The organism is Streptomyces sp. NPDC059785, from assembly GCF_042732375.1.
Classification (GTDB): Bacteria; Actinomycetota; Actinomycetes; order Streptomycetales; family Streptomycetaceae; genus Streptomyces.
The window spans coordinates 52,909-75,483 of the sequence record NZ_JBHWHV010000015.1 but is presented as its reverse complement, the minus strand read 5'-3'; the positions used below and the strand labels follow the sequence as shown (position 1 = coordinate 75,483).

Here is a 22,575-nt window from a genome sequence, read left to right as displayed (position 1 = left end):
TCCATATGGGGCCTGCGGCTGACCGTACGGGGCCTGCGGCTGACCGTACGGCGGTTGATTCTGGGCAGGAGGAGGCTGCATCGACATGTCTGGAATTCCCCGTTGATATGTGAGCGAATGGAAATGCGCGTACGGGCTGGCCCGCACGCTGTAAGGGCGCCGATCGGGTTGCCGTCGGGGGCATTTCGCGTCGCGGCGCCTTGGCGGAGGAGTGTACCTATCTGGAGGAACACCGCTCCACTGCGGACAAGGGCGGGTAGGCCGCCCGTACTTGGACCCTCCGTCGGTGCCGACCCGGAGTGGTCGTCCGGATCGCGCCACTTCAGTTGCTATTGCGTTGTGTCAGGGATGTGCGATGCGAGACAGTGTCTGACAGGCTGTGAGGTCCGCCTAGCACGGTGTGGTCGTCGTGGCGCGCGGCAGGAGCAGTGCGGGGAGAGGAACGGGGGCGGCGCGTGAAGGGCTGGGATGTCTCTCCGTCCGGGGTCGGGGCTGTGGTCTCGAACGTGGGGGACGTGATGACGGTCCTGGGCGAGATCGTCCAGGCGTACTCGGACGACGTGCAGGGTGCGGCCACCGTGGCCGGGACGCTTGCGCCGGGTGGGGCGAGCGGGGAGCACAAGGGGCATGGCGGGTTGGTGGCCGCCGCGCTCGCGGAGTTCGTCGAGGGCACGGCGGAGGAGTTGCGGTTCGTCGGCGAGCGCGTCGGGAAGTCCGTGAACGGGGCGGTGGAGGCCACCGTGGCGTACCGGGACGGTGACCTGGAGATGGCGGCCGAGGTGCAGCGGCGGGCGGCCGGTGTCGTGCGGCCGGACATGCCGGACGGCTGGCGGGCGGGCCGGTTGTGATCGAGCCGGAGTCCATACCGCTGTTCACCGGTGATCTGGGGCAGTTGGAGCAGCACGTCGACGCTCTGGGGCTCCAGGCGGACGGCATCCGCCAGGCCGGCGGCGCGGCGCACCGGCGGTTTCAGGGGCTGTCGGCCTTCTACCGGGCGCCGGAGGCCGAGGACCTCTTCGCCTCCACCGCGCCGGCCCGGGATGCCGCCGACGGCTTCGCGGACAAGGTCGCGGTGGTGGCCGAGGCGCTGCGGACGTACGCGGCCGAGGTCGCGCCGATCGCCGCGAAGCTGGAGCACCTGAAGGAGCGGGCGACCGTCTTCGTCGCCGGGCTGAGGACCAGTGGCGGGGCGTTCGACGAGGACTGGACCGACGACGCCGACAAGGTCCAGCAGCACCAGGCGCTGATGCATGAGGTGAATGTCGCGAAGGAGGCGTTCACCGCCGCGGAGATCGCCTGCCACAACAGGATCACGGCGCTGGTCGGTGGCACGCAGTACGTGATGAACACCGGGGCGAAGCAGCTCAGGCCGCTGGACGCGGAGTTCTACGGGTACAGCGCCGATGTGCTGGACCAGGCGGAGGAGCTGCCCTGGGGCACGCCGGTCAGCCAGTCCCACGACTGGTGGGACCCGGACGACTACGGCTACTACGCCAAGAGCTTCCTGTGGGACGGGCTGATCATCGACAACGTCGTGGGCACCGTCGACGGCCTGGCCACCCTGGCGGGCGTCAAGGGCTGGGCTCAGTCCAAGCAGTCCTGGGAGGGGCTGGCCCGGGTGGTGGTCGGCGCCGTGGCGTACTCCGTGGAGGCCGACACCGACGAACCGGCCGCTGTCTTCTCCTCCGACTACGTGCAGGGCAGCAAGGTCTACGCGAAGGAGTTCGCCAAGTCCTTCGTCGCCTGGGACATGTGGCAGGAGAATCCGGCTCGCGCCGCGGCCACGGTCGTCTTCAACGGGCTCACCCTCGGCGCCGGTCCGCTCAGGATCGCGGCCGCGGGGCGGGCCGGCACCGGCGCCAAGGTCGCCACCGCGATCGCGAACGTCGGCGACGCCATCGACCCGATCGCCGCCTCGGTCAGGGTGACGAGCCATGGCATACCGAAGATCGCCCAGATCACGGAGAGCCTGCGGGGCGTGGGGCGTCTGCCCGAACTGAGCGCCCCGCACAGCGTTTTGGAGTTCTCCGACGGGGCCGGGCGCTCCGTGCTGGTCGTGGAGGACGGCCGGTTCGTCGTGGTCAGGGACGGGGAGGTCGTTGCCGGTACGCCGATCCGGGAACGCTCACTGGCCGAGGACTTGTCACAGGCGCGGCAGCGGGAGCCGACTGGGGTTGGTGCGAGTTCGCATGCGCCTGAAGTGCGGGCCCACGTCGATGACGGCGCCACGCCTCGGTCGGGCCACGAGACCGCGGGATCGGGTGACACCCCTTCCGGAACCAACCGTGACATCCCCGGTGGCACGGAATCTGCGTACTCGCACGGGTCCGGCCGGAGCGGCAGTGAGTCGACCACACCCGGCGGGAATGGGCACCCTCGCGGATCCGGTGGTTCCGGAGAAGTCCACGCCGCCGAGCACCAGGGCGCTGACGGCGGAGAGATCCAAGCCGATGACGGCGCGAGGCACGACGCTGTTCACGGACAGGGATCCGACGGCAACCATGGCCACGCGGACGGTGACCCGCCTGCTCCGCATGGATCCTCACCCGGTGGCGAGGGCCTGCCCATGGTGCGCGGCGGAGAGACGGAGCAGCGGATCCGTGAAGCCATCAAGGGCGTCCCGGGCAAGCAACGTCCGACTCCCAACGTCCTCGACAGGGTCTTGGCAAGGCTCGCCACGGAATCCGACGGTCAGCGCATCGCTGAGATTATCGGCTCTGGGCGGTTCAATCAGAGCGACGGTTACGGGCAGGTCGTGTCGTCCCTGTCCGCGAAGAGAACGCAGATGTTCCGGCCGGGGGCCGACCAGTTGATGTTCGCGGACGATCTGGTCAAGAGCGGAGTTCCCGGGCACACCATAGATTTCGAGCAGAAGTACCCGCCCGGCGCCGACATGGACATCCGCATCGCGGACGAGTCCGGCGACGTCTACGCCTACCAGATGAAACGTCTGAACGACCCCCAGGATCCTGTGAGCGAGATTACGAGAGGCAAGTACTTGCTTCAGTTGGCGAAGTCCGAAGCCGACCATCACGTGATGCTTGTGGACGGAGGCCGGGGGACGCTCGCCGATTGGATGGCCAACGGCTCCTACGATGCTCTTATGGACATTCACGGCGGTGCGCGCGGGCCGAAGGGCGAAGGCATCACCTTCGTCATTCGCCTCGAGGACGGGAACCTCGTAGTGCCGCCAGGTAGCAAGCTCGACCCCAAGGACATGCTGTGATCACCTCTGCGCCCATCGGTGACTGGACCTGGGAAGTCACAATGGGTGGCCGCGCGCTCCGGCCTGTTCACGCAGCCAAATACGCACTGGCGGTCTGGGACGTCCTCGCCGTGCATCAACTGGCGGATCCCGTCGGGAGGGTAAGCCTTTCGGTGCGGGCTGCGGGTGACGTTCGCGACGTGCGGGTCCGGGCCGACGGTCTGCGACTGGAACCGGAACCGCTGTCCTCTGCTACGGCCCTGGGGCAGGCGCTGGCCGAGGCCGATTCCCTCGACGGCGACTTCGTCGTAGAAGTACGAATCGATTGTCCCGGATACTGGCTGGAATCAGGGGTCAAGCACCGGGCAGAGAAGCTGTTCGTCATCCAGGTGGACATCTGGAAGGGCAGCCTGCTCACGGTAACGCTGGAAACGTACTCCGACGCATGGTTGACGATGGACACCCGCGACCGGGAGCAACTCGGGGTGTACACCGAGAACGCGCCCCGTCTCGCGGCCGCTCTGGCCGGTATCGCGAAAGTGCTCGGTACCGATCAGACGCCGGGTGACCCGAACCGCTACGCGACTCCCACTGCGACCGGTTTCGAGGATCCCAGGGCCGAGGGGCCCGCCTACGACGATTCCTGGGGGACCTTCGAGGTCGCGGACCGATCCGAACGGCTCCGGTCCAAGATTCCGGCTTCCGAGAACGAGTACGAGGAAATCACTGATCACCCGGTGCGCTACTTCACGGTACGGCGTGGCGAACAAACGATGGGCTACGTCTGGGCTTCGGTCGGCGAGGAGGCCGCGGGTTACGAACCCCGCACCGCCGCCGGAGAGGAAGCCTTTGATGTGGGTGCTGCGTGGCTGCTGCGCCTGCGAGATGCCCATGGCCGAGGCCTAAGCGCGCTTGCCGCACTGAGTTGGGTGGCGCAGAACCCACTGCAACCGGAGATGGGACAGATTGTTGAGGGCGTTCCTCAGGAGGTTGATTCTTTGGACGTCCTTGAGGAACGCTCAGCCCGGTACTGAAGACAGGTCCGGAGTGTGACGTTCAAAATCCGTGACGTGAGCCGGAGGGTCCGGGTGATGCCTCCTGACGCGGGAGCCGCTGCCGTTCTGCGGGAGTGGGTCGGGCAGACGGACTCGCTCCTGGACGTCTCGGGGCTCGATCTGTCCGGGGCCGACTTGTCCGGAGCCGACCTCGCCATGGCTCTCCTGACGCAAACCGTTCTTCGAGGCGCGAGGCTCATCGGCGCCGACCTCTATCGCGCCCATATGCAGGGCGCTGTACTCGACGAGGCCGACCTCTCCGGTGCCTCGCTGGTCAAGGCCGAGCTCGATGAGGCGTCATTGCGCGGTGCCACTTTGGACCACGTAGACCTGGGCAGTGCAGAACTCTGGGCGGTTGATGCACGGGCGGCGCGCCTCCGTGGAGCGAAACTCGATGGCGCTTCCCTGATCGATGTCAAGCTGCTGGGCGCCGACCTCACCAACGCGTCGGTGCACGAGACTTTTCTGAAGGCAGCGCTCGACGAACACACCGTCGTGCAGGGGCTGTCCGGCACGCTTTTCGGCCCTGTGGTCATCGACCAGGCAGGCTCGCGATGCGAGTTCAGCGGAATGCAGCTCGAACGATGGCTCAACGACCGTGGCGCGAACGTGCGTGTTCTCGCACCGCGGTCCACCACCATCGCTTACTACGCAAAGTTCGGCGAGGGCTATTCGCGGAGCGATCCCCAGGGCGTCGTCAGGCGTCGCACGATAAATGGCGTGACGCACGACGAGGCTTTCACCCGGAACCTGCGCTGGGAGCCCACCGAGTACCTGCGGCTGTACGAACTGGGGCACAACGAGGTCGATCACGAGGAGATCAGTGAGGCGGAAGCGGTCTCCTTCATCGCAACTCACCAGCCGAACCGATGAAGAGACCCTCATGACCAAAGACGTCATCGCCCTCACGCCGGAGATGCCTGATCTGCGCGCGCTTCTCGCGGGTTTCTACGCCGGTGGCCCCGACGTCGGCGTGAGCAGTGTGGCCGATGGGGCTGTCGTGCAGCTCTGTGCTCCTGACGAGCGGGCGCTCGTTTCCGTGGAGGCGCCCGTTCTTGTTCAGGTGCCGGGGGAGGCCGCGCGTCTGTTGGAGGGCGAGGTCGGGGAAGGGGCGGTGTGGTGGACCGAGGCGCGGGCGTCAACCGCCGTGGCCGAGGCCGGGCGGCTCGCCGGTTCCTTCGCCGGGCGGCTGGCCACGGTGTCGGGCGGCGAGGTCTGGCCGGCGGAGGCTGCCACTACCGACGTCGTCCCCCTTAACACCGACGTCTCGGCCAACCCGGCTCCCGACGGCGGTCCCGCCGTGGACGTACTGACCGACACTACGGCCGTCGTCATGCAGGACCGGCCGCTGGTTCCCATGAGCAGCTGGCTCGGCGACGCCATGCGCACCGCCGCCGAGGCGGGCCGCGCGCTGCAGATCGTCACGCCGCCCGCCACTCGGCTCACCCTGCCCACCCGGACGGCGCTGCGCGGGCTGCCCAATCGGTGGGTCGTGAGGGACGCCGAGCACGGCTACTACGACGGTCTGTCCGGTGCCTTGCTCCAGTGGGAGAACGGCACCTTCGCGCCCGTACGTGATGAGCGCGGCGCCACGCGAGTCGCCGAGGGGTTCAGGGCTTCGGACCCGGTCGACGCCGGTGAGCGGCAGCTCGTTCTCAGTCTGCGTGTCCGGCATCCCGCCGTCGAAGGGCTCGTGCTGGGGTCTGCCGTGGAGAGCGTGTTCCGGCATCTGACCGGGGGTCCGCCGGCGGGGTGGAGTACCGCCGAGCCGGTCAATCTGCCGTGGTCCACCCGCACATTGACCGAGTTCGCCCGGGCGCGTGCGCCTCGTCCGACTCTGCTGGTCGTCGTCGGGCGGCCCGGTCGGCCCGCCCTCGCCACCGTCCGCGTACTCCGTACCCCGGCAGGTGTCGAGGAGGACGTCACCCTGGCGTTCGGGTACGGCAGCGGCGAAACGCCTCCCCTGAGCGCCGTGGAGGGACTGGCAGCCGAGCTTGACGCCTCGCACCCTCTTGTCAGCATGCTCACAGCAGTGCGCGCCGGGCGTCGGGATCTGACCGTCCCCGCGCGTCTTGAGGCGTCACCGGTTCCTGTCTCGTTCACGCTCGGCCGCCAGGAGGTCGAGCGTGTCGGCCTGACCGACCTCACCTCTGATGTTCGTCCTCCGATCCCGCCCGTCAGGCTCGGCGACTCAGCGCAGGTCGCCCTGCACTTCCCACTGAGCGACGGGACCGATCCCCGGGCCTGGTCCGTGTTCCAGCAGCTCACCCGACAGCTGAAAGCCTGTCGCGAGCGTTGACGGCCGAGCCGCAAGCCGACTTGACTTGCCGCCCATGCACAGGAGTCGGACGTACGCGCTGATCATCGACACGCCACGGGACGACGCCGACGGGGCCGTGGGGTTCTGGGCCGCGGCGCTCGGCGTCACGGCCTCGCCGTTCGCGCCCGCGCCGCAGTTCACCACGCTGCACGAGGCCCTGCCGGGGCTGATCACCGCCGTGCAGGCGGTCGACGACGCGCCGCGTATGCACCTCGACATCGAGACCGACGACATCGAGGCGGAAGTCGCCCGCCTGGTCGGGCTCGGCGCCGAGCCCGTCTCGCAGTGGCTGGAGTGCCATGTGCTGCGCGCGCCGGGCGGTCACCTCTTGTGCGTGCTGCCCGTGGAGAGCGACCCCGAGGTCTTCCGGGCCCAGGCCAACGTCTGGCCCTGACATCTATCCCCGTCGCGTCCCGCCCACGCCTCGCTTCAGCGGCGCGGTGCGCTGCTGCGGCCCCGGCTGCGGCCGCTCAGTTCCGCGTCCAGGGTTTCCTGCGCTACACGCATCGTCTCCGCGTACACCGGGTCCTTCAGGCGCTTCCACATCTCGTCCTCCGCGACGTCCTCCACGCGGCCGGTCACCCACCAGATGTTTCCGAAGGGGTCTTTGACGCGGCCGCCACGCCCGCCGAACGCGTCGTTCGCCAAAGGGGTCACCACTTGGCCGCCGGCCGCTACGGCCCGAGCGAAGGCGTCGTCCGCGTTCGTGACGAACACTCGCAGCAAGCTGGGCATGACCGGCCAGTCGGTGCGGCGGTCGAAGGCCAGCACGACCGTGTCGCCCACCCGGATCTCACCGTGGCCGATCATGCCGTCCTCGGTCCTGATCCGCGCGAGTTCCTCGCCCTCGAACGCCTCGCTCACGAAGTCGAGGAACGCACCCGTGTCGTCCGTGACCACCCACGGTGCGACGGTGGTGTAACCCGGCGGCGCGGGGACGGGCGTCGCGGTCGTCGTCGGCTTGTCGAACGTCTGCGGCATCGGGGCTCCTTCGGCGGTGGTGTGGTGTCGTCGACGCCGAAGGTAGGTGCGCAATAGGTCAATTGGCGTCCTAGTCGCGCTGGTCTCTTCGTCACGCCGACGTCTTCTTCTTCGCCGCCGCCTTCTTCGTTCCCGGCTTCTGCGTTACTGACTTCCGCGTCCCCGACTTTTCCGTCGTCTGCTTCTTCGCCGCTGTCTTCTTGTTCCCCGACCCAGACCCCGTCGCCTTCTTGGCATCCGTCGTCTTCTTGCCGGAAGCTGTCTTCGCGGCAGCCGTCTTCTTCGCGGGAGTCGTCTTCTTCGCCGGTGCCCGCTTTCGTTCCCTCCCCCGCAGCTCCGTCACCTCCGCCCCCTTCCCGCCCCCGCCCTTCGACTCCCTCGCCGCCTCCACGCTTCGTTCCAGTGCCGCCATCAGGTCGATGACCTTGCCGCCGGTCCCGGTGTCCCCGCCCGGTTCCGGGAGGTTCTCGCCCGCGATCTTCGCCTCGATGAGCTGGGACAGGGCCTCGCGGTAGTCGTCGTGGAGGTCGTCCAGGTCGACTTCGCCGAGGGTGTTCATCAGGGCGTCGGCCAGGTCGAGTTCCTTGTCACGGACGGTGACGTTCGTGTCGGGGGCCACGTTGTCCGCGGGGCGGATCTCGTCCGGCCAGAGGAGGGCGTGCATGGCGATGACGTCGTCGACGACGCGCAGCATGCCCAGGCGTTCGCGGCCACGCAGGGCGAAGCGGGCCACGGCCACCTTGTCGCTGTCCTTCAGCGCCTCGCGCAGCACCGTGTACGGCTTGGTGGCGGGGGCGCCGTTCGCCGAGAGGTAGTACGGGGTGGTCATCTGGATGGGGTCGATCCGGTCGGCCGGTACGAAGGCCACGATCTCGATGGTCTTCGTCGTCGGCAGCGGGAGCTGGGCCAGATCCTCGTCCGTGACCTCGATGACCGTGCCGTCCGCGTCCTCGTACCCCTTGCCGATCTCGTCCGTCGTGACCTCCGCGTCCTCCAGGTCGCAGAACTTGCGGTAGCGGATGCGGCCGCCGTCCTCCATATGGATCTGGCGGAACGAGATCGAGTGGTTCTCCGTGGCGTTCATCAGCTTCACCGGGATGCTGACCAAACCGAAGGACACAGCGCCATTCCAGATGGATCTCATCATTCCCTCGTGGACCTCTCGGGCTTCGGGCTCACGGGCCGCATCCCTTACATGACAATGACAATCACCCGTTATCTACCGATTGCGTGAGATTGTCATTCTATGACGCCGATCACCGAAGTGGAGGGGCGACGGCTCTCGCTCAGCAATCTGGAGAAGGTCCTGTATCCGGCGACCGGCTTCACCAAGGGCGAGCTGCTGCACTACTACGCGGTCAACGCGGCGCCCGTCCTCGCGCATCTCCGCGACCGGCCGGTGTCCTTCCTGCGGTATCCGGACGGGCCCGACGGGCAGGTCTTCTTCGCCAAGAACGTGCCGCCGGGTACGCCCGACTGGGTCACGACGGCCGAGGTCCCCCGGCTGGCCGGGCCCTCCCGGATGGTCCTCGTACAGGATCTGCCCAGCCTGATGTGGGCCGCGAACCTCGTCGCCGAGTTCCATACGCACCAGTGGGTGGTCGAGAAGCCGGGGATGGCCGACCGGATGGTTCTCGATCTCGATCCCGGTGCGCCCGCGTCCGTCGTCGAGTGCTGCGAGGTCGCGCTGTGGCTGCGCGAGCGGCTCGCCGCCGACGGGATCGAGGCTTACGCCAAGACCTCCGGGTCCAAGGGGCTGCATCTGCTGGCGGCGCTGGAGCCGACGCCCTCCGACGACGTCAGCGCGTACGCGAAGGACCTCGCGGTCGAGGCCGAGCGGGCGATGTCCGGGCTCGTCACCCACCGGATGACCCGGAGCCTGCGGCCCGGCCGGGTGTTCGTCGACTTCAGCCAGAACGCCGCCCGGAAGACGACCGCCAGCCCCTACACCGTCCGGGCCCGGCCCCTTCCCACCGTCTCCACCCCCGTCACCTGGGACGAGGTGGCGGGCTGTACGGGCCCTGAGGAGTTGATCTTCTCCGCGGGCGATGTCGCCGCCCGCGTCGAACGCCACGGGGACCTGCTGGCCCCGCTCCTCGACCCCGCCCGCGCCCGTCCGCTGCCGTGACGCCGGGACGGACACCAGCTCCGGGACGCACAGCGGCGCCTGCCCTCACACCCGTAGCCACGTGTGCCGGTCCCGCGCCATCGCGTGCAGGGCCTCCACGTCCGCCGGTTTCAGGACGCCGCCCAGGCGGGTCAGCGACGACAGGTTGCTGTCCTCGAACACCCGGACCCTGCGTAAGGGTGCCGTGACCAGCACCTCCGCGGGGCCCGCCAGCGCAAGCACCGGGTGCACCTCCGCCGTCAGCGCGTACGCGGCGCGGTCGGCGTCGGCGCGCAGCCGGCGCAGCAGCGGGTACGGCTCCCGGCGGCCGACCGTGACCATCGGGTCGGCGACCAGGACCCGCTGCTTACGGGCGTACAGGGGGAGCACCGAGAAGAGGCCGCCGGGGCCGATCACCAGGTGGTGCAGGCGGTCGCCGCCGGGGAGCGGGACCGAGTGCAGGGTGTGCCAGCCGGCGCCTTCGAGGCCGTCGAGCGCCTCCCCGATCGCCTGCTCGGTGGCCAGCGCGCGCCGCCGCGGGTCGGGGCGCAGCCGGCGCGGCGGGCCCGGATCGCGGTCGAGGTCGACGAGCAGCGCCTCGCCGGGGCGGTTCGGTGCCAGGTCGTCGTCCGGGTGGAGGGTGAGGCGGGCCAGCTCCGCCGGGGTCGGGACGGGGGGCGGGCCCACCGTCACGGGTCCGGTCAGGAACGGCTGGAGCACGTTCAGCACGTCCGCCCGCTGATCCTCGCTGAGGAGATTGACCCGGGCTGTCTCACGGTCGTACCAGGCGACGTTCCTCCCGTCCGTGCGACAGACGTACAGCCGCTCCTGGCCCTGCCGCCAGGCCGGTATGACGCGCAGTCCGCTCATGCCCCATCACCCCATGACCATGGGAACAGGCGGGGTGCCCCAGGGCAAGAAGGCGGTTACCTTTGGGGGGAGTTGGGCAGGGCTCAAGGTTGCGCAGGCCGTAGGGGGAGGCGCCGTTGCGGACCCGTGGGAGACACTCCGACGTCCCGGCTCCGGACAGCCCGTGGAGCGAGATAGTGCCCGGTCTGTGGATGGGCGGGCACGAGTTCCGCAGCAGTTCGGGGCGGCATGAGTTCGCTGTCGTGCACGACGAGTTCGACCTGGTCCTGACCCTGCTCCGATTACCCGGGCACGGTCCGGACCCGGGGGTCGAGCACCATGTGTGGCCGATCCCGGACGGACCCCTGGACGGTACGCAGCTCGCGGGCGTGATGCGGCTCGCGCAGGCCGCCGGTGACGCGCTCGCGGAGGGGCGCCGGGTACTGGTCCGCTGCTACCACGGCTACAACCGCTCGGGGCTCGTCGTGGCGCACGCCCTCGTCCGCTCCGGACGCGCCCCCGACGACGTGATCCGGCTCATCCGTACCCGCAGATCGCCGTGGGCGCTGCACAACGAACTGTTCGTGGAGTACCTGCGGGCGGGGCTCCCGACGGCCCGACTGCTGGAGGAGCTCACCGAGTGAGCGAGTAAACGCTTCCTCGGGTGTTCTCCCTGATGGCTCAGCGTGGCGGGCGGATCACTCGTACCGCTCCTAGTGTGGCGATAAGTCAGCGCAGCGAGCTTCGCGTCTCGCGGCCCTCAGCGCTTTGCGCCGTTCAGCGCTTTGCGCCGTTCAGCGCTTCGCGCCTCGCGCCCCCAGCGCTCTGCACCGTTCAGGAGGAGCACCATGGACCTGCGGTCCGCACTCACCCGTCTCGGCATAGCCACCGCCGGCGGCGCCCTCGTCGCGCTCGCCGCCGCCTCCCCCGTCCTCGCCGACGAGGGCTGGGAGACCGACTCCGGCTCAGGACACGGCCAGGACTGGAGTCACGAGAACCAAGGCGGCTACGAGAACCAAGGCGGTCACGAAAGCCAAGGCGGTCACGAGAACCAAGGCGGTTACGAGAACCAAGGCGGTCACGACCGCCTCTACACGGGCCGGATCAACGCCCGCGGCGGTCTGACGCTGCGTGACGCGCCGACCCGCGGCAGTGCGGTCGTCCGCGTCGAGCCGCACGGCGCGATCGTGCACATCTTCTGCAAGACGCAGGGCGAGAAGGTCGGCCACAACAACCTCTGGTACCTCCTGACGGACGGCACCTGGGCCTGGGGCGCGGCCGAGTACATCGACAACGTCGGCCCGGCCCCGCGCTGGTGCTGAGAGCCTGTGCCGGTCCCGAGTCGCCCGCGCCTCGCCGCCGCCCGCTCCGGCTCCACCCCCATGGCCCGATTGTCCGCACATAACGGGACATCACGCCCCGAGCTTGCTACGTTCCGGACATGATCAGGGCCGGAACGGCGAAGGCCGGAACCACGGTGGCGGCGGACCCGTCCGCGACCGCCGTGCGCCTGCCCCGCCGCCGCGGCGTCGAGTTCACCCTCATCGTGGTGGCCGTCCTGCTGTCGGTCTTCGGCTACTGCGCCGTCGGGCTTGCGAAGCACGGCACCGTCCCGCCCGGCGCCGCCGGTTACGGCGCCGGGCTCGGCGTACTCGCGCTCCTCGCGCACTGCGCGGTGCGCCTGCGCGCCCCGTACGCCGATCCGCTGCTGCTGCCCATCGCCGTGCTGCTCAACGGTCTGGGCCTGGTGCTGATCTACCGGCTCGACCTGGAAACGCCCGCCGACCGGGCGGCGCCCGCGCAGCTCGTCTGGTCGACGCTGGGCGTGGCGCTCTTCGCGGTGGCCGTCGTCCTGCTGCGCGACCACCGGGTGCTCCAGCGCTACGCGTACGTCTGTGTCGTCGCGGCCCTCGCCCTGCTCACCCTGCCGATCTTCTTCCCGTCGGTGAACGGCGCCCGGATCTGGATCAGGGTCGCCGGACTCTCCTTCCAGCCGGGCGAGTTCGCCAAGGTGCTGCTCGGGATCTTCTTCGCCGGGTACCTGGCCGTGAACCGGCACGCGCTCGCGTACTCCGGGCGGCAGATCTGGCGGTTCCGCCGGCTCCAGCTGCCCGCCGGGCGGGTGCTCGGGCCGATCGTCGCGATCTGGCTGCTGAGCGTCGGGGTGCTCGTCCTGGAGCGGGACCTCGGCACCTCGCTGCTCTTCTTCGGCCTGTTCGTCGTCCTGCTGTACGTCGCCACCGGCCGCACCGGCTGGATCGCGGTGGGCCTGCTGCTCGCCCTCGTCGGCGCGATGGCCGTGGGCCGGCTCGAACCGCATGTGCACAGCAGGGTCGAGGACTGGCTCGACCCCTTCGCCTCCATCGAGGCGGGCGAGGGCGCGGGCCAGCTCGCGCAGTCGCTCTTCGCGTTCGCCGCGGGCGGCATGCTCGGCACCGGCCTCGGGCGCGGTCACTCGACGCTGATCGGGTTCGCGACGAAGTCCGACTTCATCCTGGCGACCGCGGGCGAGGAGCTGGGCCTGGCCGGGCTCTGCGCGATCTTCCTGCTCTACGCCCTGCTGGTGGAGCGCGGGTACCGGGCCGGGCTCGGCGTCCGCGACCCCTTCGGACGGCTGCTGGCGATCGGGCTGGCCTCGATCGTGGCCCTCCAGGTCTTCGTGATCGCGGGCGGGGTGACCGGGCTGATCCCGCTCACCGGCATGGCGATGCCGTTCCTCGCCCAGGGCGGCTCGTCCGTGGTCACCAACTGGATCATCGTGGCCCTGCTCATCCGGATCAGCGACTCGGCCCGCGCACAGCAGCACGAAGGACCGGCGATCCCGTGACACTCACAGCAGCACGAAGGACCGGCGATCCCGTGACACTCACAGCAGCACGAAGGACCGGCCATCCCGTGACACTCCGCAAGACGCCCCACGACCGTACGGCGGCCCCATGACCCGGTACGACGGGAGCGCGGCCCCCATGACCCGGTACATCCGCAGGGCGATCACGCTGTGCGCCGTGCTGCTGGTCGCCCTGGTGCTCAACGCCTTCCGCGTGCAGGTGTTCCACGCCTCCTCCTACGACGGCAACCCCGCCAACCGGCGCCCCACGATCGCCCGTTACGGCCAGCCCCGCGGGGACATCCTCGTCGGCGGGCAGGCGGTCACCGGCTCCCGGGACACCCGCGAGCTGCTCCGCTACGAGCGGACCTACCGCGACGGGCCGCTGTACGCGCCGGTCACCGGCTTCGCCTCGCAGCGGTACGGCACCTCGCTCCTGGAGCGGACGGAGGACGGCGTCCTGTCGGGCGCCGACCCGCTGCTCGCCCCGCTCCCCCTGTGGAACGACGTCACCCGGGCCCGCAACCCCGGCGGCCAGGTGGTCACCACCATCGACGCGGGCGCGCAACGGGCCGCCTACGAGGGGCTCGGCGCACGGCGGGGCGCGGTCGCGGCCGTCGAACCGGCGACGGGCCGCATCCTGGCGCTGGTCTCCGCCCCGTCGTACGACCCGGGGACGCTGTCCGGTACGGGTCCCGCGGTGGCGCGGGAGTGGGCGCGGCTGAACGCGGACGACGCGAAGCCGATGCTCAACCGGGCGATCGGCCAGACCTATCCGCCCGGTTCGACGTTCAAGGTGGTGACGGCCGCGGCGGCGCTCGACGCGGGCGTGGTGAAGGACCTGGACGCGCCGACGGACTCCCCCGACCCGTACACCCTGCCCGGCACCACGACCCGGCTGGGCAACGAAGTGAAGGGCTGCGCGAACGCCTCCCTGCGGTACGCCTTCCAGTGGTCCTGCAACACGGTCTTCGCCAAGCTCGGGGGGGACGTCGGGCTGCGCGGCATGACGGGCTCGGCGGCGCGGATCGGCTTCAACGACCGGGGGCTGCGGATCCCGTTCGCCGTCGCGCCGAGCAACTTCGACGCCCGCCTGGACCGGGCGCAGCTCGCGCTGTCCTCGATCGGGCAGTTCGACACCCGTGCCACGCCGCTCCAGATGGCGATGGCCGCGGGTGCCGTGGCGGGCGGCGGCTCCGTCAAGTCGCCCTATCTGGTGGAGCGGACGACCACCCGGACCGGTGCGACGGTGCGCACGAAGGGCGCCCGTACGCTGCGCCAGGCGATGCGGCCCGGGACCGCCGCGAAGGTGCGGGAGCTCATGACGGACGTGGTGGCCAAGGGCACCGGCGGGAACGCGGCGATCCCGGGCGCCACGGTCGGCGGCAAGACCGGCACCGCCCAGCACGGCATCGGCAACTCCGGCACCCCGTACGCCTGGTTCGTCTCCTGGGCGCAGGCGGACGACGCGATGCAGCCTGCGGTGGCGGTCGCGGTGGTCGTGGAGGACGCCTCGGCGGTGCGCGGCGACATCAGCGGCGGCGGCGACGCGGCTCCGATCGCCAAGGCGGTGATGAAGGCGGTGCTCAGATCGGCGGACCGGTCCTGAATGTCCGCCAGTCCGCCGGACGCCGGACGCCGGACGCCGGACGCCGGTCAGCCGACCACTCGGTCAGCCGGTCGCCGGTCAGCCGGTCCAGGTCTTCCACCTGGCGCTTCCCGGTCCGTGAGACGGGTATGGAATCCAGCCACCCCACCGACCTAACGTTCGGTACATGACACAGCCGACAGCGCACGACCCCGCCCGCGGTGCCGCGTACGACCTCGCCCAGGTCAACATCGCCCGCCTCAAGGCCCCGCTGGACTCACCGCAGTTGAAGGACTTCGTCGACGCGCTCGAACCCGTGAACGCGGTCGCGGACGCCGCGGACGGGTTCGTCTGGCGGTTGCAGGACGACTCGGGCGACGCGACGGACATCCCCGTGTTCGGCGACCGCTGGTTGATCATCAATCTGACCACCTGGCGCGACGCCGACGCGCTGACCGCCTTCATGTACCAGGGGCTCCACCGGGAGCTGCTGGCCCGCAGGCGGGAGTGGTTCGAGCGGCTCCAGGAGGCGGTCACCGCGCTGTGGTGGGTCCCCGCCGGGCACCGGCCCACGGTCGCGGAGGCCGAGGCCCGGCTCGCGCACCTGCGCGCCCACGGCCCGACCGGGTACGCGTTCACCTTGCGGACGGTGCACCCGGCGGGGGCCGCGGAGCCGTCGGCGACGCCGGTCCCGGCGGAGGCCGCCGGGCCGGCGCGGTAAGCGCAGGAGGTCGACGTACCAGGGGTGCGGTAAGCGCACGAGGCCGACGTACCGGGGGCGCTACGCGGCGCCCCCCCTCCTCGATCGGGGCGCTACACGGCGCCCCCTCCTCGATCGGGGCGCTACGCGGCGCCCCCTTCCTCGATCGCGTCCGTCACCTCCGCCACCCGCGCCTTCTCCTCCGCCGCGAAGCGTTCGGCGTCCAGTCGCTCCGCGATCTCCTCGTCCTGGGCCATCAGCAGGTCGAGGCTGGAGTCGCCCATCTCCAGGACGCCCATGTCGACGTACGCCTGCTGGAGGCGTTTGCCCCACAGGCCGATGTCCTTGACGCAGGGCACGATGCGGCTGAAGAGCAGTTTGCGGAAGAGGTGGAGGTACTCGGAGCGTTCGCTCAGCTCGTCCGCCTCCGCCGCGGGGATGCCGAAGTTCTCCAGGACCTCGACGCCGCGCAGCCGGTCGCGCATCAGGTAGCAGCCCTCGATGACGAACTCCTCGCGTTCGCGCAGTTCGGCGTCGGTGAGCTGCTTGTAGTAGTCGCGCAGGGCCATCCGGCCGAAGGCGACGTGGCGGGCCTCGTCCTGCATGACGTACGCCAGGATCTGCTTCGGCAGGGGCTTGTCGGTGGTGTCGCGGATCATGCCGAAGGCGGCCAGGGCGAGTCCCTCGATGAGCACCTGCATGCCCAGGTAGGGCATGTCCCAGCGGGAGTCGCGGAGGGTGTCGCCCAGCAGCGACTGGAGGTTGTCGTTGATCGGGTAGAGCATCCCGATCTTGTCGTGCAGGAAGCGGCCGTAGATCTCCGCGTGCCGGGCCTCGTCCATGGTCTGGGTCGCCGAGTAGAACTTGGCGTCCAGGTCGGGGACGGACTCCACGATCCGGGCCGCGCAGACCATGGCGCCCTGTTCCCCGTGCAGGAACTGGCTGAACTGCCAGGAGGCGTAGTGCTTGCGCAGCTCGCCCTTGTCCCGGTCGGTCATCTTGTCCCAGTACGGCGTGCCGTAGAGGTTCATGGCCTCGTCAGGCGTGCCGAGGGCGTCGTACGGATCGACCTCGAGGTCCCAGTCGATCCGCCGCGAGCCGTCCCACTGCTTGTCCTTGCCCTTCTGGTACAGGGCCAGCAGGCGGTCTCTTCCGTCGTCGTATTCCCAGCTGAAGCGCGCCGCGCCGCCGGCCGGCACCGCCCAGAGGGGATCTCCCGCGTCCTTGGCGTACAGCTCATACGTCGGCATACCTCGCAGGCTCACACGGGGTAGACCAGCCGTCAACAAGTCACGCGCAAGGGATTGACGCTCTTGCTGACGAGCAGTCTCATAAGACGTGACCGCCGGTAACTCCGGGCTGCGCGGACTGTGGGGACGGAACAGCGATGACGACCGTGACGGAGGCCGAGGTGCTGCGCGACGCCCTGGGCCTGCTCAAGGACCGGGAGCAGGTGGCCGAGCGGCTGCTCGACTCCTCCGCCAAGCACTCCTTCGACCCGGACCGGGAACTGGACTGGGACGCCCCCTTCGAGCCGGGCAAATGGTTCTGGCCGCCCGAGCTGGTCTCGCTCTACGGCACCCCGATGTGGCGGCGGATGAGCGAGGAGCAGCGCATCGCGCTGTCGCAGCACGAGGCCGCCGCGCTCGCCTCGCTGGGCATCTGGTTCGAGATCATCCTGATGCAGCTCCTGGTCCGCCACATCTACGACAAGAAGGCGACCAGCGCCCATGTGCGGTACGCGCTGACCGAGATAGAGGACGAGTGCCGCCACTCCAAGATGTTCGCCCGGCTGATCAGCAAGGGTGACACCCCGTACTACCCGGTCAGCCGGGTCCACCAGAACCTGGGCCGGCTGTTCAAGACCGTCTCCACCACGCCCGGCTCCTTCACCGCCACGCTGCTCGGCGAGGAGGTGCTCGACTGGATGCAGCGGCTGACCTTCCCCGACGAGCGGGTGCAGACCCTGGTCCGGGGCGTCACCCGGATCCACGTCGTGGAGGAGGCCCGCCACGTCCGCTACGCGCGCGAGGAGCTGCGCCGCCAGATGGTGTCGGCGCCGCGCTGGTCCCAGGGGTTCACCCGGCTCACCTCGGGAGAGTTCGCCCGCGTCTTCTCGCTCGCCTTCATCAACCCGGAGGTCTACACGAACGTCGGACTCGACCGGCGCGAGGCGGTCGCCCAGGTCCAGGCGAGCGGCCACCGCCGGGAGGTCATGCAGAGCGGCGCCCGGCGGCTGACGGACTTCCTCGACGAGATAGGGGTGCTGCGCGGCGCCGGACGGCGGCTGTGGAAGTCCTCGGGGCTGCTCGCCTGAAGCGCGTGTCCACGTGACCTTGGGTAACCCGGCAGCGGCGCCATTCGGCCGGGAGAACACGGTTACGCTGCAAAACATGACCTCGCAGGCTCCCACCCCCGCGTACCGCCGGCTCAGCGTCGAAGAGCGGCGCAGCCAGCTCCTGGAGGCGGCGCTGTCCCTCTTCGCCCACCGGGCGCCGGAGGAGGTGTCGCTCGACGACGTCGCCGAGGCGGCGGGGGTGTCCAGGCCCCTGGTCTACCGCTACTTCCCCGGCGGCAAGCAGCAGCTCTACGAGGCCGCGCTGCGGTCGGCGGCCGAGGAGCTGCGGCAGTGCTTCGCGGAACCGGCGGAGGGCCCGCTGACCCGGCGGCTGTCGCGGGCCCTCGACCGGTACCTGGCCTTCGTCGACCAGCACGACGCCGGGTTCAGTGCCCTGCTGCACGGCGGCAGCGTGGTCGAGACCTCGCGGACCACGGCCACCGTGGACGGGGTGCGGCGGGCCGCCGCCGAGCACATCCTCAGCCATCTCGACGTGGCCGAGCCGGGGCCCCGGCTGCGGATGACCGTCCGGATGTGGATCACCTCGGTCGAGGCCGCCTCGCTGATCTGGCTCGACGAGGACAAGGAACCGCCGCTGGACGAGGTGCGGGACTGGCTCGTGGGGCAGTTCATAGCGGTACTGGTGGCGACCGCGGGCCGGGACCCGCAGACCGCCGCGGTGGTACAGGCCGCGCTGGCCATGGAGCCCGCGGACGGACCCGTCGGCATGCTAGTCCGCGGCGTGCTCCCCGTGGTCGGCGACGCGGCCCACCTGCTCTGACCCCGGCACACCTGCCATGCCCCCGGCCCGCCTGCTGTGACACTGGTGGGGTGAAGAGCCAAGACACCCCCTTCGAGGGCGGCCCCCTGGACGGCCGGGTGCTGCCCGTCCTGCTCGGCATGACCGGACACCCCCCGAAGGTCTACCGGGTCCCCGTCCCGGACGCCGCCGGCGGCCCGCCGACCGTGCTCGTCTACCGCCGGGTCCAGGCCGGGCAGAGCCGGCTCGGACTGCCCCGGGGCTGGAAGTACGCGTACGACCCCGACGGCGGCAGGGGAAGCGGCCCGCGCCGGCCGTGGTCCCGGCCCGGCACCCCGAGCGGTACGGAGCCCGGCACCCCGGGCGGTACGGAGCCCGGCACCCCGAAAGGCACGGAGCCGGGCGCCCCGAAGGGCACGGAGTCCGGCACCCCGGAAGGAACGGAGCACGACGCCACGCCGACCGGCAGGCCGGACGACGCCGACGGGTGACGTGCTTGGGCCGAACCGCCCACCTTCCGCGCGCGGACCGCGCGCGGTCGTCTGATCCTCACGGTGCGGGACGGAAGGTCCGTCTCACGCCCGGAGGTGATGGTGTGTCAGGACGTCTGTCGGCAAGGCTTCTCCGTCTGGTCTGCACGGCGGCGGTGACGGCCGGGGCCCTGGTCCCCGCGCCCGCGCTGGCCGCCCCCCAGTACGACGACACCGGCTCCCCCGTGTCGGCCACGGAGGCCGCCGGACCCGGCACCGGCTCCCCGGGCCCCGAGGAGGATTCGGAGCCCTCCGCTCCCGACGGCCGTTCCGTCGCCACGCTGCTGACGGACCTTCAGAAGCTGTACCGGCAGGCCGAGCAGGCCACCGAGGCGTACAACACCGCCGAGGAACGGTTCAAGGAGAAGCGCGCCGAGGCCGTCCGGCTGGCACGGCGGCTGGCCGCGGCGCGGCACTCCCTGCACGACAGCCGCGGCGCCGCGGGCCGCCTGGCCCGGCAGCAGTACCAGAACAGCACCGGGATCTCCCCGTACGTACGGCTGCTGCTCGCGCGGGATCCGCAGCACGCGCTGGACCAGGCCCATGTGATCGGGCAGGTGGCGCGGCAGCGGGCCGAGACCGTCGACCGGCTGACCGGGAACGAGCTGCGGACCGAGGCCCTGGCGCGGGCCGCCCGCAAGGCGCTGGCCGACCGGTTCGCCCTCGCCGTGCGGCAGCGGGACGAGCGGGACGCCGTACGGGAACGGCTCTCGGAGGTCGAGGAGCTGCTCGCCTCGCTCAGCGAGGACGAGCTGACGCGGATGGCCGGCCTCGAACGGGCCGGGGTCACCAGGGCCCAGCGGAGCCTCGTGGCCTCGGGCGCGCTCGGCAGCCCGGACGCGCGGCGCACGCCCACCGGGGAGGGCGGCAGGGCGGTGCGGTACGCCGTGCGGCAGCTCGGCAAGCCCTACGAGTGGGGTGCGGAGGGCCCGCGGTCGTACGACTGCTCGGGGCTGACCTCGACGGCGTGGGGGAAGGCGGGGCGGCCGATCCCGCGCACCAGCCAGGAGCAGTGGGCGCGGCTGCCGCGGGTGCCGCTGGACGAGCTGCGCCCCGGTGACCTGGTGATCTACTTCCCGGAGGCGACGCACGTCGCGCTCTATCTGGGCGAGGGCCTGGTCGTGCAGGCACCGCGGCCCGGCGCTCGGATCAAGGTGTCCCCGATCGCGGCGAACCCGGTGCTCGGGGCGGTCCGGCCCGACGCCGGCGGGGAACCCCTGCGGCACTACACGCCGCCGGTCCTCCCGCCGGACGCGGCGGACGGCTCCGACGACGGTTACGCGTACGAGTCCGTACCCGCCGCCGAGGGGACGGCGGCCTCGTCCGAAGAGACCGGCGCGGCGGCCTCCGCCGCCGAGGAGAGGTAGGAGCGGGCCTTCTCGGGCTCGTAGAAGAAGTGCTCGAAGTCGGCGGGGTCGTCGAAGCCGTTGGCGAACCGGTCGGCGACGGGCTGGAGGCTGTCGGCCGCGCCGATCAGGTGCAGGACGTGCTCCGGCGGGACGCCGAGCATCGCGTTGGTCCACTTGGTGGCGTGCCGGGCGGTGTCCCAGTAGCGGTCGAAGGTGGCCCGCATCCACTCCTCGTCGAACGGCCCGTCACCGTGTTCCACGATGGCGTCGAGGTAGGAGGCGGCGCACTTGGCCGCCGAGTTGGCGCCCTGCCCGGTGATCGGGTCGTTCGCGACGACGACGTCCGCGACGCCGAGGGCGAGACCGCCGCCGGGCAGCCGGCCGACGGGGTTGCGGACGGTCGGGGTGTACCGGCCCGACAGCGTGCCGTTCGCGTCGGTGAGCTCGACCCTGGTGGCACGCGCGTACTCCCAGGGCGTGTGCTTCTCCATCAGCTCCAGCGTCAGGGAGAGGTGCTCGGCCGGGTCGGTGACGCCCTGGAAGACGTCCAGCGGGCCGCCGGGCAGGCCCTCCCAGAAGAGGATGTCGGCGCGGCCCGAGAGGGTGAAGGTGGGCGAGACGAGGAGTTCGCCGACGCCGGGGACCAGGTTGCAGCGGACCGCCTCAAAGCCGGGGTGCTCGGGGCGCGGGCCGAGACCGTGCACGTAGGCCACCGCGAGCACGCGCTGCGGCTCGGTGAAGGGCGAACGGGCGGTGTCGCGGCCGAACATCGACACCAGTTCGCCCTTGCCCGCGGCGACGAGCACGAGGTCGTAGGCGCGGGCGAAGTAGTCGAGGTCGGAGACGGCCGCGCCGTGGATGACCAGCTGGCCGCCGCGCTGCGCGAACGTCTCCATCCAGCCGGCCATCTTCACGCGCTGGTCGACGGACTGCGCGTAGCCGTCGAGCCGGCCCACCCAGTCGACGACGCGCTGGGGGCCGGGGCCCGCGACGGAGATGCCCACGCCCTCGGCCTTCGGGGCCTGGGACTCCCAGAAGTTGAGCCCGAGGTCGCGCTCGTGCTGGAGCGCGGTGTGGAACATGCACTGGGTGGACATGACCCGCCCGGACCTGATCTCGTCCGCCGTCCGGTTGGACATCAGGGTGATCTCGTACCCGCGCGACTGGAGGCCGAGTGCGAGCTGGAGACCGGACTGCCCGGCTCCGACGACGAGTATCTTCCGCATACGGGGTCCTTAACTGTGCAGATGCGGGTACGGCCGGGCGCCGGGTTCAGCGGCCCGGCCGGTGCCCGGCCGTCATTCGGAGCTGATGGAGAGGGCGTGGCCGACCAGGGCGAGCAGCGTCTCCAGGACCGGTATCCGGCGCCGCGCGTCCATGATCATCACGGGTATCTCCGGCGGCACCGACAGCGCCTCCCGCACGTCCTCCGGCTCGAACGGCTCGCTGCCGTCGAAGTGGTTCACGGCGACGACGTACGGCAGTCCGCTGCTCTCGAAGTAGTCGAGGGCGGGGAAGCAGTCCGCCAGCCTGCGGGTGTCGGCGAGGACCACCGCGCCGATCGCCCCGCGCACCAGGTCGTCCCACATGAACCAGAACCGCTCCTGGCCCGGCGTGCCGAAGAGGTAGAGCACGAGGTCGTCGGCGAGGGTGATGCGGCCGTAGTCCATGGCGACCGTGGTGGTCGTCTTGTCCGGCGTCGCGCTCAGATCGTCGATGTCCTCGCCGGCCCGCGTCATCAGCGCCTCCGTCTGGAGGGGCGGGATCTCGGAGACCGCGTTGACCAGCGTGGTCTTGCCGACGCCGAAGCCGCCCGCCACGACGATCTTCGTGGCGACCGGGGCGCGGGTGCGGTCCGTCTGCCAGGGCTTCAGCTCCTCGTCGGTTTCGCCGAAGGCGACGGCGAGGGCCGCGGAGTTCAGGGAGTCGGCGTCGGAGACGAGGGAGTCGGAGACCACCGGGCCGT

21 protein-coding genes and 1 pseudogene are annotated in these 22,575 nt (G+C 70.6%); 16 read left to right on the top strand and 6 right to left on the bottom strand.

Going from position 1 to position 22,575, the window contains the following annotated elements:
• Nucleotides 1-398 precede the first annotated feature (398 nt).
• The 6 genes from ACFV6E_RS14395 to ACFV6E_RS14370 are packed head-to-tail and all read left to right on the top strand — an operon-like array spanning nucleotide 399 to nucleotide 6,974.
• Nucleotides 399-848 carry a DUF6507 family protein gene (locus tag ACFV6E_RS14395; protein WP_385461714.1) on the top strand — a complete coding sequence of 150 codons (450 nt, stop codon included), beginning with the start codon at nucleotides 399-401 and terminating at the stop codon, nucleotides 846-848.
• Entirely contained in the window at nucleotides 845-3,226 is a 2,382-nt protein-coding gene (locus ACFV6E_RS14390) for a hypothetical protein (protein ID WP_385461711.1), read from the top strand. Before ACFV6E_RS14395 ends, ACFV6E_RS14390 begins: the two co-directional genes overlap by 4 nt.
• The gene (locus ACFV6E_RS14385; RefSeq protein ID WP_385461708.1) at nucleotides 3,223-4,239 is read left to right on the top strand and encodes a hypothetical protein; all 1,017 of its coding nucleotides are present in this window, start codon (nucleotides 3,223-3,225) and stop codon (nucleotides 4,237-4,239) included. The genes ACFV6E_RS14390 and ACFV6E_RS14385 overlap by 4 nt, the downstream gene beginning before the upstream one ends.
• Before the next feature lie 15 nt (nucleotides 4,240-4,254).
• A complete protein-coding gene (locus tag ACFV6E_RS14380; RefSeq protein ID WP_385461705.1) occupies nucleotides 4,255-5,133 on the top strand; it encodes a pentapeptide repeat-containing protein in 879 nt (292 codons plus the stop codon).
• 10 nt (nucleotides 5,134-5,143) lie between these two features.
• Nucleotides 5,144-6,559, top strand: coding sequence for a DUF6177 family protein (locus ACFV6E_RS14375; RefSeq protein ID WP_385461839.1), 1,416 nt, complete (start codon nucleotides 5,144-5,146; stop codon nucleotides 6,557-6,559).
• A gap of 34 nt (nucleotides 6,560-6,593) precedes the next feature.
• Complete coding sequence (locus ACFV6E_RS14370) at nucleotides 6,594-6,974, top strand: VOC family protein (protein ID WP_385461702.1); 381 nt, start codon at nucleotides 6,594-6,596, stop codon at nucleotides 6,972-6,974.
• 35 nt (nucleotides 6,975-7,009) lie between these two features.
• On the opposite strand, the gene ACFV6E_RS14365 is transcribed toward ACFV6E_RS14370, so the two are convergent.
• Together ACFV6E_RS14365 and ACFV6E_RS14360 are read right to left on the bottom strand one after the other, a co-directional pair.
• Nucleotides 7,010-7,561: a VOC family protein gene (locus tag ACFV6E_RS14365; protein ID WP_385461699.1), complete on the bottom strand. Its 552-nt coding sequence runs from the start codon at nucleotides 7,559-7,561 to the stop codon at nucleotides 7,010-7,012.
• Nucleotides 7,562-7,652: 91 nt separating this feature from the next.
• Nucleotides 7,653-8,705 (bottom strand): Ku protein, encoded by a 1,053-nt coding sequence (locus ACFV6E_RS14360; protein WP_385461696.1) that lies wholly within the window; start codon nucleotides 8,703-8,705, stop codon nucleotides 7,653-7,655.
• A gap of 102 nt (nucleotides 8,706-8,807) precedes the next feature.
• On the opposite strand from ACFV6E_RS14360, the gene ligD reads away from it, so the two are divergent.
• On the top strand, nucleotides 8,808-9,689 hold the full coding sequence (ligD, locus tag ACFV6E_RS14355; protein WP_385165740.1) for a non-homologous end-joining DNA ligase: 882 nt from the start codon (nucleotides 8,808-8,810) through the stop codon (nucleotides 9,687-9,689).
• A gap of 45 nt (nucleotides 9,690-9,734) precedes the next feature.
• Here the strand turns inward: ligD and ACFV6E_RS14350 are convergent, their stop codons facing one another.
• Entirely contained in the window at nucleotides 9,735-10,538 is an 804-nt protein-coding gene (locus ACFV6E_RS14350) for a nuclease-related domain-containing protein (protein ID WP_385461693.1), read from the bottom strand.
• Between the two features lie 116 nt (nucleotides 10,539-10,654).
• Here ACFV6E_RS14350 and ACFV6E_RS14345 point away from each other — a divergent pair, with 116 nt between their 5' ends.
• The 5 genes from ACFV6E_RS14345 (at nucleotide 10,655) to ACFV6E_RS14325 (ending at nucleotide 15,653) form a co-directional block, all read left to right on the top strand.
• Complete coding sequence (locus ACFV6E_RS14345) at nucleotides 10,655-11,161, top strand: protein phosphatase (protein WP_385461690.1); 507 nt, start codon at nucleotides 10,655-10,657, stop codon at nucleotides 11,159-11,161.
• Nucleotides 11,162-11,365: 204 nt separating this feature from the next.
• On the top strand, nucleotides 11,366-11,839 hold the full coding sequence (locus ACFV6E_RS14340; protein WP_385165735.1) for an SH3 domain-containing protein: 474 nt from the start codon (nucleotides 11,366-11,368) through the stop codon (nucleotides 11,837-11,839).
• 119 nt (nucleotides 11,840-11,958) lie between these two features.
• Nucleotides 11,959-13,344 carry an FtsW/RodA/SpoVE family cell cycle protein gene (locus ACFV6E_RS14335; RefSeq protein WP_385461687.1) on the top strand — a complete coding sequence of 462 codons (1,386 nt, stop codon included), beginning with the start codon at nucleotides 11,959-11,961 and terminating at the stop codon, nucleotides 13,342-13,344.
• 139 nt (nucleotides 13,345-13,483) lie between these two features.
• A complete protein-coding gene (locus ACFV6E_RS14330) occupies nucleotides 13,484-14,953 on the top strand; it encodes a penicillin-binding transpeptidase domain-containing protein (protein WP_385461684.1) in 1,470 nt (489 codons plus the stop codon).
• Between the two features lie 166 nt (nucleotides 14,954-15,119).
• Entirely contained in the window at nucleotides 15,120-15,653 is a 534-nt protein-coding gene (locus tag ACFV6E_RS14325) for a DUF3291 domain-containing protein (protein WP_385461681.1), read from the top strand.
• Nucleotides 15,654-15,775: 122 nt separating this feature from the next.
• Here the strand turns inward: ACFV6E_RS14325 and ACFV6E_RS14320 are convergent, their stop codons facing one another.
• Complete coding sequence (locus ACFV6E_RS14320; protein WP_385461678.1) at nucleotides 15,776-16,882, bottom strand: ferritin-like domain-containing protein; 1,107 nt, start codon at nucleotides 16,880-16,882, stop codon at nucleotides 15,776-15,778.
• Between the two features lie 137 nt (nucleotides 16,883-17,019).
• Here ACFV6E_RS14320 and ACFV6E_RS14315 point away from each other — a divergent pair, with 137 nt between their 5' ends.
• The 4 genes and pseudogenes from ACFV6E_RS14315 to ACFV6E_RS14300 all read left to right on the top strand — a co-directional run bounded on the left by ACFV6E_RS14315 (nucleotide 17,020) and on the right by ACFV6E_RS14300 (nucleotide 20,627).
• Nucleotides 17,020-17,949 (top strand): diiron oxygenase, encoded by a 930-nt coding sequence (locus ACFV6E_RS14315; protein ID WP_385165727.1) that lies wholly within the window; start codon nucleotides 17,020-17,022, stop codon nucleotides 17,947-17,949.
• Between the two features lie 76 nt (nucleotides 17,950-18,025).
• Nucleotides 18,026-18,751, top strand: a complete 726-nt coding sequence (locus ACFV6E_RS14310) for a TetR/AcrR family transcriptional regulator (RefSeq protein WP_385165726.1) — start codon at nucleotides 18,026-18,028, stop codon at nucleotides 18,749-18,751.
• A gap of 50 nt (nucleotides 18,752-18,801) precedes the next feature.
• Nucleotides 18,802-19,092 (top strand): annotated as a pseudogene (locus tag ACFV6E_RS14305) (hypothetical protein); the annotation flags it as partial.
• A 245-nt stretch (nucleotides 19,093-19,337) separates the two neighbouring features.
• Nucleotides 19,338-20,627: a C40 family peptidase gene (locus tag ACFV6E_RS14300; RefSeq protein WP_385461836.1), complete on the top strand. Its 1,290-nt coding sequence runs from the start codon at nucleotides 19,338-19,340 to the stop codon at nucleotides 20,625-20,627.
• On the opposite strand, the gene ACFV6E_RS14295 is transcribed toward ACFV6E_RS14300, so the two are convergent.
• The gene (locus ACFV6E_RS14295) at nucleotides 20,537-21,835 is read right to left on the bottom strand and encodes a styrene monooxygenase/indole monooxygenase family protein (RefSeq protein WP_385461675.1); all 1,299 of its coding nucleotides are present in this window, start codon (nucleotides 21,833-21,835) and stop codon (nucleotides 20,537-20,539) included. The genes ACFV6E_RS14300 and ACFV6E_RS14295 overlap by 91 nt on opposite strands.
• Nucleotides 21,836-21,907: 72 nt before the next feature.
• The gene (locus ACFV6E_RS14290; RefSeq protein WP_385461833.1) at nucleotides 21,908-22,531 is read right to left on the bottom strand and encodes an ATP/GTP-binding protein; all 624 of its coding nucleotides are present in this window, start codon (nucleotides 22,529-22,531) and stop codon (nucleotides 21,908-21,910) included.
• Between the last annotated feature and the right edge of the window lie 44 nt (nucleotides 22,532-22,575).